The organism is Acinetobacter sp. neg1 (genome assembly GCF_000788125.1).
GTDB classification, from domain to species: domain Bacteria; phylum Pseudomonadota; class Gammaproteobacteria; order Pseudomonadales; family Moraxellaceae; genus Acinetobacter; species Acinetobacter vivianii.
Map to the genome: position 1 here is coordinate 824607 of NZ_JSZD01000006.1, position 14237 is coordinate 838843.

At 34.0% G+C, this 14237-nt stretch carries 7 protein-coding genes; all 7 read right to left on the reverse strand.

Annotated elements, in window-relative coordinates; all coding sequences use genetic code 11:
* Positions 1 to 4 precede the first annotated feature (4 nt).
* Positions 5 to 3214, reverse strand: coding sequence for a DEAD/DEAH box helicase (locus PJ15_RS04805; protein WP_047428544.1), 3210 nt, complete (start codon positions 3212 to 3214; stop codon positions 5 to 7).
* 17 nt (positions 3215 to 3231) lie between these two features.
* Positions 3232 to 4632, reverse strand: coding sequence for an EH signature domain-containing protein (locus PJ15_RS04810; protein ID WP_227610491.1), 1401 nt, complete (start codon positions 4630 to 4632; stop codon positions 3232 to 3234).
* Positions 4632 to 5363 carry a type I Zorya anti-phage system protein ZorB1 gene (gene zorB1 / locus PJ15_RS04815; protein ID WP_047428547.1) on the reverse strand — a complete coding sequence of 244 codons (732 nt, stop codon included), beginning with the start codon at positions 5361 to 5363 and terminating at the stop codon, positions 4632 to 4634. The genes PJ15_RS04810 and zorB1 overlap by 1 nt, the downstream gene beginning before the upstream one ends.
* 18 nt (positions 5364 to 5381) lie before the next feature.
* On the reverse strand, positions 5382 to 7457 hold the full coding sequence (gene zorA, locus PJ15_RS04820; RefSeq protein WP_047428549.1) for an anti-phage ZorAB system protein ZorA: 2076 nt from the start codon (positions 7455 to 7457) through the stop codon (positions 5382 to 5384).
* 101 nt (positions 7458 to 7558) lie between these two features.
* A complete protein-coding gene (locus PJ15_RS18800; protein WP_047428553.1) occupies positions 7559 to 8341 on the reverse strand; it encodes a uracil-DNA glycosylase family protein in 783 nt (260 codons plus the stop codon).
* A gap of 567 nt (positions 8342 to 8908) precedes the next feature.
* Positions 8909 to 11965, reverse strand: coding sequence for a type I restriction endonuclease subunit R (locus tag PJ15_RS04835; RefSeq protein ID WP_047428560.1), 3057 nt, complete (start codon positions 11963 to 11965; stop codon positions 8909 to 8911).
* Entirely contained in the window at positions 11965 to 14235 is a 2271-nt protein-coding gene (locus tag PJ15_RS04840; protein ID WP_047428563.1) for a DUF262 domain-containing protein, read from the reverse strand. Before PJ15_RS04840 ends, PJ15_RS04835 begins: the two co-directional genes overlap by 1 nt.
* Positions 14236 to 14237 lie beyond the last annotated feature (2 nt).

Below are 14237 nucleotides of genomic sequence, written 5' to 3' on the forward strand. Positions count from 1 at the left end.
TAATTTAATCTATTAATTGCATTAACTCTTTACCAACATCTGTTTTCGGTTTAAGCATATCATCTGCAAGCTCTCTCTTACTTTCTAAAAGTCTATCTAACTTCACCTCAAAAGTATCAAAGTCTTTAGCAGCAGATATAGTAGGATAGTAAACAAATACTTCTTTATCTTGACCAATACGATATGCACGATCTGTCGCTTGATCTTCCTTTGCTGGATTCCAACTACGTGTATAATGGATCACATGATTAGCACGTTGTATATTTACACCAAATCCTACAGCGGTAGTGGATAGAATAATAATATTAAACCCAGACTTTTCTTGAAATTTATCAATTAAGTTTTGTCTGGTTAACCCTTTCTTGCTACTGGTATTAGAATCACCATTTACCGTTGTAATATTTAATCCAAAGCGCTCCATTAGAATTCTCTTTAGAAAAACTTGTATATCTCTAAATTCAGTAAATATTATTACTTTTTCATTTTTTTGTTTTATTGATTCTAATGTTTTAAACAACCAATCTACTTTTGGAGAATCTTTTAAACCTGCAGTTGGGTAAAAGTGTAAAGGATGAGCACATATCATCCTCATACTATGTAAAGAACTTAACATTGCTCCCTGATTACCTTCAGCAGTCAACTTTTTGAATCGGTTGACTACATCAATATACAATTGTCTCTGCAATATACTAATTGGGATATCTTTACAGCTATTGATCTCAACTTTAGCAGGTAAATCTGCGACATCATGTTTCATTCTTCTTAGGACTTGAGGAGCAATGATTTCACGCAGTTTTATAAGTGCCGTTTCATCAGTTCCATCTACGTTTTCTATAGGTTTGCGATATACTTTTCCAAACTCATTAAGTGGGCCTAACAAGTTTTCTTGTATAAAATCAAAGAGACACCAAAGATCAGTTAAAGAATTTTCAACGGGAGTACCCGTACATGCTATTTTAAAATCTGCCTTCTGAGCTTTAGCCGCTTTCGTTACCATAGCTGTTGGCACTTTAATTTTTTGTGCTTCATCACATATCATAATGCTCCAGTCTTCTCTTGCCAAAGAGAACTCAAGGTCACGCATTGTCTCATATGTTGTTAGAACAATATCTGCTTCACCACGCCAATCTTCCTCTAAAAGATTTGTAATACCATGATTTTCTCTAAGCTGTGCTGAAATTAGATGTTTAGGAATTTTTCTTTCCTTTAATTTATCACCGTATAAACTTAATATTTTTGGAAATCTATTACTAAAAAATCGACTAGCTTCAGCTTCCCAATTTTCTAATAATGAAACTGGAGCGACTACCAATACGGGTTTCTTAGCTTCAGCATTTTCTAGATATTCACTAATAAAACATAATAATTGAAGTGTTTTACCTAACCCCATGTCATCTGCTAATAAACATCCACTTACCTGTTCTGGCGCATACTTATGTAAATTCTGTAACCATGCTACTCCATATGCTTGATGCCGCTTTAAACTAAATTCAGTGTTTCTAAAACTTGTCGGCAACCTTGCTGATGGAGAATTATGTTCATCAAAAATTAATAGATTGGATCGTTGTTTTGTAAATTCAGCCTCATCAATATTGTTCGCAATTAACAAGGTATCCTTTTTTTTCTTAGGTTGTGTAGTTTCCTGTTCTTCCAACCTTTCATCTTGATCTTTACTTTTTGATGTACGTAGTTGATTTAATAGAGTCCGAGCATGCTCGAGAGATAATTTTGTATCCGTATTTGGTACTATAATTTCATTTAAATTATTTTTTTCTGCGTGTCTAATACTTTTTTCTAGTTGCTCTATATTTTGCTCTATATTTTTATCTTGCAACTGCTGCTCCAAATCCATTAAATGTTGTGGTAACCATTCTGATTCACCACTATCTCTTTTAATAAATTCAGAGTTAAGTTTTTCTGCTTCTCCAATACCAATTACACGGTCACTGTAATTAGATAAATCTAGCACTTGTTTTGTTTGAAGCTCATCTTCATATTGCTTTATTACATTTAGATCATTTTTTAAATCTTGAATTTGATGATCTAAATAATTATTTCGTTCTATTTCATATCCAGCCCACAAAAAAAATGGAGATTTTTTCTCATAAGCTTCAATAAAATATAAAGTCTGATCTAAATTATGTAGCTCCAATAGAATAGGATTCTGTTCTCTTTCAGAGTTTTCATAAAGCTCTAATTTTGCTGATATGTAATGCTTTAACTCATCATATTTTTTTTCTAATTGTAATGTATAAGTATAAATTTCTGCTTCCTGCTTTGAAGTTTCAAAACTTTCAGGTGAAATAACATCAACAGCATCATCACCTAATTGAGCAAATGGATTATGTAAAAATGCCTGAGCTCTTTCGCCCGAAACACGTCTACTTGGCATTTTTTTTATTTCAGTCAGTACTTGCTTTACTGTAGAAGGAATTACAACGTGTGCAATACCACCATCGGGTAGACTGATACTGTATTGATCCTGAACATGATTATATTGATCAAATGTATTTAACCATTTAGATGGAGCTTCATCAAATGTAGGTTGAATCTCAACAACAGATTCTTGGCTTATTAAATTTTTACGAAGATTTAATTGTAATTTCTCAGGTGCAAGAACTACCGTCTTTCTTAAAAATTCATCTAAATTTGCATTCGCTTTGTGTGCTAAATTTCGAATCTTAGCCCAATATTTCTGATTTAACTCTTTATCTTTATTTTCTAATCTTGAAAACTCTTTTAATTGTTCAATAAGCCTAAAACTCTGTTCATTTAATAGATACTCTACTCCATCTATTATTAAAATACTCCCTTTACGCTGAAGAATATTTCTAATCTTAACATTATTTTCATTTAACCAGCCGTCTAGAATAATTTTAAAATTCGAATCACTTAAACCACCTTCGCTTTTAATCACTGGCCGGAAAGAAGTTTGTTTTGGCAGGTTAAGCAAACTAATAACATTTTTATGCTCTTCATCCTGTAGAATTTGAAAGAGCTCTTCCCAAGGAAGTACGTAGTGCCCATCTACCAGATAAGCTAACTCCTCTTCTTCAAGACTTTGCCAATAGAAATCTGCATCTGTTTTAGCATTTTGTGAGCTTGAAAAAGTAATACCAAGCTCGTTATAACTGAAGAGCTTTGAAATATGTTTCAACTCATCATCTTTTACAACATCAGTATTTTTCTTTCTTTTCCAAAATGCTAATTTCATAAAATACTCTTACATAATTATCTATAAGTCGAAGTACGGGAAGATTTTTCTAAAGATTTAGCAAAAATCCCTCTTTTTGCTAAGCTCTCATCAAATCTTTTTTGCCAACCATTAGTATGAATCAAACGTTCAATATGATCTGCTCTTAACTCAAAAATAGAGACACGTCGTTTATTATCTTTATATGGTAATTTCGGAGATATAAAACAAGCATTTCCAGTATCAGAAAAATCGATAATATATAAGTTACCAATTTTTAACATAAAAGCGTTGTTAGATGAAGTTGAATCTACTAAATCCTTCAAACGTCCTCTATTTAAATCACGAAATTTTTTATGCTGTGGTTGTACTGATTGTAATGCACTTGGCCCTAAGAAAATTTGAGAAAATGAAATCTGATCGATAAATTTGATCCAATAATCGAAACGATTTACATCTGCTGAGGAACTAAATAATTTAAAAAAAGCTTCTAGGTCAGCTCGTACAAACCATTGAATGACCATTTTTTTTGTATCTATATTTACATTATTCCAGCCAGCAGAAGAATCATATTGTGGATTTCCCCACTGATTTAAAGCTAAATGCTTTAAATCTTCATGCACTGCTCCTCTTTTTGCAGTTCTGGCATATCTCTCTAATAAAGCTACAAGAATGTTAGTGGTATACAAAATATTATGTTCAGCTAATTTTAAGAAGCGAGGAATAACTCTTAAATACTCATCTTCACCCATTACTTTGACAGCTTGAATAGAGTTTTTAATTAAATCATCCCAAAACCAGCTATTAGCGGCTATTTTTAAACTTTCTAGATCACTTTGAATCCCAGTTGCATCTTGATCATGTATAAATCTATTTACAAATGCTTTAGTAGGTGATTCTGATAAGAGTTCGGAATAATCTACAAGTGTATTCATCCATTTTTTTGGTCGCTTTAAACCCTTATAAACGCTTGATCTGTGTGTTTTCAGTATTTCTCTTAACTGAACCCAAATTGCTGGCTTTTCTTTTATATCATTGTCTTCTAGAGCAAAATAGCTATATAATAACGGAAAATACACCAATCCTATAAGATTAATTTCCGCTTGTTGAAAATGATGAATAATCCTTTTACCTATTTCACTAAAAAGTAGTTTTTCATTTGTATCAGGTACAATCTTGCTTAAAGCCCAAGCTAAATTTTTCCAATCTCTGCGTGTAAATTGCTCAAAACCTGAATGCTCTAATTTAGAAATTGTTCTAAAAATTTTTTCATCTAAAGGAATCGCATTCTCCAAATCATCAAACTTTTGTTCAAGAATGTGAAGTGTTCTAATTAGTCGCTGAGGTTTTAGAAATTTTGAATGTATATATTGTTCATTATAAGAATCGCTGAGCTTTTGTTCTAAGCGTAGTTTTAAATTTTCAATACTCACACTCATTACCTCGCTAATTGGCATGTTTCAATAGGAGCTGAAACAAAATGAGGTTGAGGTTCAGAGGACTCCTTCTCTTTTAAGCCATAAAATTGCATTCTTAGCTCTACTCGACGTGAAGCTTCTTTACTATCTTTAGCTGAATTAAAAGACACACCACCAGCAAGAAATAGTTGTTTCACTTGATTTTTTTGTTGTTCAGTTAAAGATAGTCCTGAACTAAATTTGGGATCAAGTAAACTGCACATAACCCACTCCGAACGACGTAAGCTCAGATTTAAGTTATATAAATACGAACCATCTGTATCTGTAAAGCCTTCAATTACAATTTGCTTAAACCACTTTTCACCTTGTGGGTTATTCGCCTCTTCAAGAATAATCGGCACAATTGTATTGAGTCGATTTTGACCAACTTCATTTAACCGATAATCATTATGTGAAAAACGTCCAGCCTCGCCAAAATTTATTCGATTATTTTTGCAATCAACTTCAATTCCTGCGTCTTTCAACTTCGCACTATGCTTAATACTCTGGCAAATATTTAAAATTTCTGCACTTCGTTGATCCTCAGCTTGAGTAGCTTCATTAATTTTTTTCGTCACAATCATCAGCGATACAGCCATAACCACGAGAAAAAGAGTCATTAGAGCTGTCATTAAATCTGCAAATGAAATCCAGAATGGTTTTTCAGCTTCCTCTTTATGTCGTGCCTTTTTAGAGTACCGATTACCCAACATACTTCATATACTCCAAATTTAGCTTTTCTTCTGTCTAACGAGATCCTCTAGCTCCTCGACGAAGCTACCTAATCCTTCAACTCCACTCGAAAGGCGCTTAACAGCTTGATCAAGTGTATTATCATAAATCCCTAGTGAATGATTAAGACTTGTTTCGACAGAAGCCCCAAAACTTTCAAAACTTTTAAATAGTACACCACTAACTTGTTCAAGATAGTCCTGTATCTCTTTTTTCACTTGATTTAATGCGGTTGTCATTTGACTCATATCATCTAGCATTTTCGTACTCATGCCAGCTTCAGATTGCGCTTGTTGAATTAGACCTTCAAGAGCCCCTATTGCTTTATTAACAGCATCCTGTGAGTTCTTATAATCACTTAATAAAGAAAGAAGATTATTGCTTGCACTAGTTAAATGAGTAGAAGTAGCTGTTACTTCTGAGATAAGCTGTGACGTCTTATCCGTAACGCTAATCAATGAAGTTCCTGCACTATTAAATTGTTCTGAAGCGAGACGCATTTTTTCTGCACCACTGTTCATCCCTGTAATACTTTCAGTAGTCACATGTGTCAGTTTTTGAATATTATCTTTATATGCATCAACAGCATTTTGACTATGTACAATTAATTCTTTGATCTCTGAGCCCAAATCATTAATTAAAGTTGATGACTGGTCATGTAGTTTTTGCTGATTATCTGCAATGACTTGATCTTGTTGTATACGTTGTTTAGCAATATCAGCCATCACATTGGCCATTGTTCCGCCCATATGCTCAATAAGTTCTGAAACCTTACCATTTAATTGATCTATTGCATGTTGACCTTGTTCGCCAATTTTTTCAGCCCCTTTCGTTAAATGATCTACCATTGAATTCATTTGCTCAGCCATTGCATTTTGTTTTGACTGAATATCTTCAATCATTTTGTTCATCTGAGTTTCTAAATTTTTTGTACTACTTTCACTATTTACTTTCATATCTGTAAGTAACTGAGTAAAACCTAGTTGCATTTCTTTCATGGCAGATACCGATCGAGTCATCATTTCACTCATACCAGTCATTTGAGAACCGAATGTGGATTCTAACTTTGTCATGAAAGCTGTAAGCACATCTGTCATTAATTCCTGAACGGCAGAGCTTTGATCACCACTCACCTGCTGGACACTGGAAGCAATTTTTTCTAATGGGGCTTGTAAATGATCCGAAATAGATTGACCTATCTGATCTGCCATCTCTTTACTTGTCTTGCTATAACTTTCCGTTAATTGAGCAGTAAACGCTAGTTGATTTTTCTTATTTTCATCAATTAGATTAGTCATCATAGTTTTTAAATCATTAACTAGGCTATCTTTTAATTGACGAGCATTAGTTTCATTTGCTTGTGATGATTTTAGTAATTGAGATAAGTATTCCTCACTTGTTTCATCAGGTTCAAACTTTAAATCTATGACAGTCGTTAGCTGTTCCAATTTCTCATAGCACTCTCTTAACCAAAACTTCTCTTTCCATGTAATGAGCATAGCTATCAAAATTGCTAATCCAGAAGCCATGAATGCTTCACCTACCCCACCTAACAGTAGAGCAAGACTACTTTGTACCTTCGCAGGATCGCCAGCAGGATCAAATGCGAGTAAACCGAATAAAAGACCTAAAAATGTTGCAATAATACCTACACCAGTAATAATTCCTGGAATATGTTTATAAAAATCAACTTTTAGTGGTGTATCAATAATTGCTATTTGAGAAAAAAACATGTCACTTGAGACCGTTGACCTCGATGAAATTATCTGAAACTCACCATCAACTTCTTCTCTAATATCATGTAAAGAGTTTTTATAATTTTCCCACGCATGTTTAAGAGTAGGATTCGCTGACAAAAGACTGTTTAGTGAATTTTTACTTTCTTGAAAATTCACTCCTTCATCGACATTTTTAATAATATCATCAAGCTCTTTAGCTAAGCGTTTGGCCGGAGTCCAGTATTCTTTAACAAAGAAAAACATCACTACAGAAACGAAAATTGCCATTGCTATTGGAATGACATAAAAACCCTGTAAAAACTCTGCAATAGCTAAAAAACTCACTACAAACCCCATAATATTTTTATAAATAACAATTAGAAAATTATATCAAATAAATCACTCTACATATATCTTCTTCATTCTATCTAATAGGAAGAAAATATATTTTGTAAAAACTAATTAAAGTTTAACGATAACTTTTCTAAAATTTTTACTTTAGCTTGATCAAGCAAATCTGGATTTGTTTTAACACTTAGGGATTCTCGAGCTTTATTTCCTAAGAAATACGCAATTCTTTCTGCATTGGCACCTGAGGGATGTGGCAATCCAAATAAAACTTGGTGATCTTCTAATGATCCCTGTTGAATTAAATATTCAAAAACTTGGCTAACTTTAGGACCAAGAGGAATATAAATTGCTTTCGGCAATTGGCGAATTTCTTCCATTAAATAAGCATCAATCATTTCATTTAATAATGGGTGTTTAAGCATATTAGGTGTTGATCCACTATAGTCTTTACCATTAATAAATACGGGGTACTTTAATACAGAAGTTGTATGCACCAAATGTGCATCTTTATCAAAAAGACCTGCAGTACTTGAGATGCCCAGCTTTTCATGTAAGCCAATATAATCTAATAACTTGATCAAATTGTTGCGTAGTGTTCCACTAAACGCACCTACATTCTTAGCAACTCTAAGTACTTCTTCTTCACTCAAACCTTTTTCCAAAGAGTTCTGAACCGAACACAAAGCATTAAATAATTGAGTCTTTCCTGGAGTTATACCAACCAATACAACCTTTGCATTCTTCGTAATATAATCAAATGGAATATAGTAACAACTAAGACTTCCATCCTGTTTAATTCTCAATGGCTCTAAATTTACTAAGTCTTTACTCATGCCAACTTTTAATTTTTTAATGGCTGTAACCATACTTGAGTATGACGTTGTGCCCATATTTCCCCTCTAGGAGTCAGTTTGTATGAATAGTGAAGAAGCTATATTACTATCTGTATTATATGTAGTTATAATATTTCTATCATCTGCTACAATATTTTCTGAGATGGTGGCAGTTTAACTCACACTAAATGGTAAATTAAGACAAAATTTTATTGAGATTTTTTTATTCAGTTTTGATCCATCTTTTACCCAACCAAAATTTTTGATACGCAAGAGTACGCTTACAATCTTTGGCTAGATTTCTCTGATCTAGAAATAAATCTTTTTACGATATTTCAGATATCCAATAGCAAACAACACAAATGTACCCAGTATCAAATACCGATTCACTATTTTCCCGCGAATTTTAGCATAAAAATTCACAATGAATTGATCCAGAAAAGGTGTCATCTGCGTCACACTACGTGTCTCAAAATAATGACCTAGTTGATAATTGAGCCACACAATAACACCAATACAAAATAAGAAAAAGATACAAGGAAGTACCCAAACCTTTGGATAACGATCCATAACCATCAGGAATGTATAAAACTCCCCTTGTATCCAACTCCACATATATTGTCCTTATCGCATAACACCCTGTTGCAGGCTATATTTCCATGACATTCTAAAAGCAGTATCTTTTGAATATTGCTTATACATATCCATATCAACCTTTCTTTGACGCAACATGACTTCATTCATGATCTTATCAAAGGCTAAATCTTTGGTATGTGGATCAGGGTTATTTAAGTACTTGCTCTCAAAATCAGAATGTTCCTTGATTTGTTTTAATATATTCACAAACTTCACTTTTTGCTCTTCAGGAGTTGCGGCCCAACTACCAAACCAACGTTCATTAAATGTTTTAATAATTTCATCTAATGGGTCTTCTTCCGTTTCACCGCCATGAGCCCCACGTGGATTAGGATTTGTCGGATCTAGAACCGTTTCTTCGGCATCTAATTCAATCTGTTCATTGAGTTTTTTACGTTGTAATCCATATGAATTTAAATCCACTGAGTTTAATAACTCATCCAATGCATCTGCTTCAGGGTCTTCGATTTTAAGTTTCGGAATCAAAAATTTTAAGAACCAATACAACTTTTCCCAAGCTGGAACTTCATATGGTAAAATTGATGCCATCTGACCATAAATCTTCACAAACTGCTTTGCTTTGATTTTGAAATCTGCTTTGTCCCCAGCAGTCAATTCTAAGTCAAAACGTGCAACGGCGATATCAATAATCGGACTCAGTTTTTCTGCATCTACTGAATCAAAGTATTTTGTGGCAAATTCTTCCACTTCCGATACCTCATATACCCCAACACCATCTAACTCACTTTTTAGTTCGTTGAGTACATTGATATCAGTGGCTTGTGATAATGTAGTCGAAGTATAGAAACGATCAAATGATTGTTTGATATCTTCTATTTCATTGAAGAAATCTAGCACAAATAAATCTTCAGTTCGCTTACCTAATTTAGGTGCTGAACGATTTAACCGAGAGAGTGCTTGAACACACAGCACGTCAGCCAGTTTTTTATCAACATACATCGTGCAAAGCTTCGGTTGATCGAAACCAGTTAGATATTTATTGGCAACAATCAATAACCGATATTGATCTTCATTCACCCCAGCAGGCTTTTTCTCACCAATATAGCTGCAATCGAACATATCTTTGGTGTCATTATCAGAGAAATCGTTGAGAATGGCTTCCGTATATTCAATCCCATCGACTTTCTTCTCTCCAGAGAATGCAACGATTGCTTTAAATGGATAACCTGCTTGCTCTAAGAGTTGGTCAATCGCTTTATAATATCGGATCGCAGACTCAATATTTTGAGTCACAATCATCCCTTTTGCTTTACCTTTTAACTTCTTGGTATTTACAACATGCTGGATGAAATGATCAAGCATCACTTCAGCTTTGATATCGATCGTCTGCTGTGTTTTCTCTACATAACTTCTTAATGTTTTCTGCGCTTTTTTCGTATCAAATAACGGATTAGCTAAAATCGATTTTTCAATTTCATAGAAGCTCTTGTAGGTCGTATAGTTCGACAAGACATCTAGAATAAATCCTTCTTCAATCGCCTGTTTCATCGAATACAGATCAAAAGGTTTAAAAGAACCATCAGCTTGCTTTTCACCAAACTTTTCTAAAGTCGTATTCTTTGGTGTTGCAGTAAAGGCAAAATAGGATGCATTGCCTTTCATCTTACGTGCCAACATCGCACTTAGAATTTTGTCTTGAACATCGACACCATCAACGTCTTCGTTAGCCTTGCCCATAACTTCATTCATTTTGTCATGTGCAACACCTGATTGAGAACTATGTGCCTCATCAATGATCACAGCAAAACGCTTATCACTTAAGTCTGCAATTCCATCAATAATGAACGGGAATTTTTGGATTGTAGTAATAATAATTTTTTTGCCATTTTCTAAAGCAGATTTCAATTCTGAGGACTTATGAGCATGCGTCATAATATTTTTAACCTCAGAAAACTCCTTGATGTTCTCTTTAAGCTGTTTATCAAGAATACGGCGATCCGTCACCACAATCACTGAATCAAATAATGGATGTTCTAGTCCTCGGCTTCCTGCAATGTCTTCTTCTTCTGGGTAGGCTTCAATCAACTGAAATGCCGCCCATGTAATCGAATTTGACTTACCTGAACCTGCAGAATGCTGAATGAGATATGTCTGCCCTACGCCATGTGCAGAAACATCATGAATAAGACGTCGTACTACGCTGAGCTGATGATAGCGCGGGAAATAGAGAGTCCTTTTATCTAATAAGGTTTTCTCATCGCCATCTAGTCGTACGAAGTGCTGAATGATATTAGCTAGACTATCTTTAGAAAGCAGTTCTTCCCATAAATATGCAGTTTTATGACCTTCTGGATTTGGTGGGTTCCCTGCTCCTGCATTATGTCCTTTATTAAATGGCAAGAAGAAAGTATTCGTACCTGCTAGCTTCGTAGTCATATAGACTTCATCAGTATCTACAGCCATATGCACGATACAACGTGCAAAGTTGAGTAATGGCTGAGTAATATCTCGATCTTGTTTATATTGCTTCTGCCCATGATGACGAGCATTTTGCCCTGTCCATTCATTCTTTAATTCAAAGGTAATGATTGGAATACCGTTAACAAACACCACCATATCAATTTCTTGCAGTGGGTTAGCTTTTGAATAGCGTAATTGGCGAGTCACACTGAAAATATTCTGCTTGAATCGATCTTTGATCTTCTGAGAACTACTTGCTAACGGTGCTGGGTACATCAACTGAAAATGCGCTTGATCTACGGCGAGACCTTTTTTAAGCAAATGAACTACCCCATGCTTACAAATCATTCGATCAAAGCGTTCATAGATTTTTCTTTGCCAATCGTGTGGGTTAAATTTTTGAATCTTTGCCAATTCTTCAGCTTGCGTTTGCTCTAGAAACTGCCAAAAATATTGGGTATCTAGTGCATACAACATGTCAAAACTTGAAGGTGAACCTGACACAAAACCATGATGAGGTAGAGCAATGTCTGTTAAACCTGCTTTGACATTCTCAAGGCATGTTCCAGTTAGTGCCTTTTCAATTGCCATTTCTAAAGCACGTTCATTGGTTAAACTGACCATTAGGCAACCTCTTCTCTTTCTGGATGTTTAATTTCATCTACTACTTGCTGTTGTGCTTTGATGATATATTTAAACTCGTACATTTCTTCACTTGTTACTGGTCTAAAAACATCAACATCTTCTAAATTTTGCTCAATGATTTCATTGATAAACTCACCGTTCTTAAACGTGATTCGAAGCTTATTTTTAACCCTTAAACTTGGCATTGTCTCTCTGTTGGAAACAGATAAATAATCAAGATCTGTTTTTGCTAAACCGTATTCTGGTGACAGCAAGGTGAAATATAAAACATAACTTCTTAGTTCAGCGTGTTTGCCTCTAAGCACCGATGTTTTTAAAAGATAAATAAGATCATTGCTTTCCTTTCTAATGAGAGCATATGAGCAATAGCTAAATATTCTGTTATCAAGAATAAAATATCTTCTCCAATCATAGATTTGAGCCAACTTTTGATTTCTAATAATTTCAAGTTTCGCAAAACTTACATCATCATCTAACAAATCAAATAATATTTTAAGTTGTGGCTCTTTATTTTCTTCAGACACTCTATTTTTATCAAATACAGCCCTCCAATTTTCAGCCCTATCACGATAAGAATTATACGAATCTGAACAAAAACTTAAATTTCTCCCGTATTTTACAAAATAGTTTCCTAAACTTAACAATGATCGATGTAATCGATATTCCTTGTCTTCGATAAAGGCTTTTGTAAATAACTTTTCCGCAATTTCAGCATAATAAGCAAACTTATTCATACAAATGATGTCACCATCTGCCTTTGCATAATCAAGTAAGAAATCAACGCGACCGTGGAAATAATTATGCTTTTCGTATTTATTTAACAATTCTTTCCAAGCTTGATCTTGAAGTATGAGTTGGGCTTTTTCAATCTCATGTTCAATATGTGATTTTTCAAAAGCAGTTTTACTACAAAATTCTATGATGTCTTGCTGTTGGTGCAAAGTGCTAATTTTTTGTAGAACGTTTTCATGACCAATATAGATTGCTAATTGTTCTAGCGCTTCGAGTACTGAGAGCATCAATTTTTCAGAGTTATAGTAACCCTTAGCATTTTTTACTAACCACCCACTAATTCTGTTCCAATCCTCAAATTGATCAATATTTTGAATATACTTAGTAAAATAATAAGTAGTTGCTAAGTTTGCTTGCTCTTCATAGGAAGGCTTATCTTTACTTAAGATTTCAAGAATATTGTTTTGGCTTTGTTGCTTTACAATAGCAAAATCTAAAAGCGCTGTTATGTGATCAATCGTATTGCTAACATCATTTGAGAATAGATCTATATATTCAATTTGCGAAATAAATAAATTCAGTCTCAAACGGCTCACTAAACTATCACTATCTTTTTCATCCGTGTAATCAGATTTTTGATTTTTGGATAAATATGCTCTGTACTCACATAACAGACAAATTTTAAATAAGTGAATAAAACTCACATCAAAAGACTTATTCCAATCTTTATTATTACTAGCAGTCCAGATTAAATCAGTCCATTCTGAGTCAATACTCTGAAAAAAAGCATTTGCTTTGCTTGTATCTATTTTATTTTCAAGAAAACCCTGGAGCCATGCTTTAAAATTTTCAAATTCTGTTAGTTGAACCCCCCTGGCATTCATTTTGATATATAGCTCATCGGTTAATGAAAACTCATTCATTGGTAGCAGATAAAAATTCAGAACTGAATGACTACTCAAACTCACCCATAATTTCTCAAGCTCATCCGCCGTCTTTGACCCTAGTAATGAATCCAACTCATCTAACATCGTTAAGATTGAAATAATGGTTGGATCTTTACGCCATACTGCTAAAAACCACGCTTCGTTTTCAATCGCCACGGAAGGCTTACCGATCCATTCCATTTCGACTAACTTCTCAACCAATTGAGAAATGAACAGCTTAGAACTTGTACGCGTTTGATAACTGAATTTCTGTAATTGTTCTTTGATTAAATCAATTTCATTTATATTTGCTTTATTTTTATTCACAAGATAACAATGTAAAAGGAACAAAGTCGTTAGACGTTGTTGCCCATCTAACAATTCAAGTGTTTTTTGATTTAAAGCCCCATAGACAAAATCAAGTTCAAGCTCTTGATTTTCAGTCAAACTTTGTACTAAGGCTTGCAAAAATGCTTTACGGATTTGAGTAATCTTTGGATCATTCTTTCGACCCTGCGCGTAATCACGCTGAATTGTAGGAATAACAATATGATATTGTTCCAATGCTTTCCACAATGTCAATTTAGCCATTT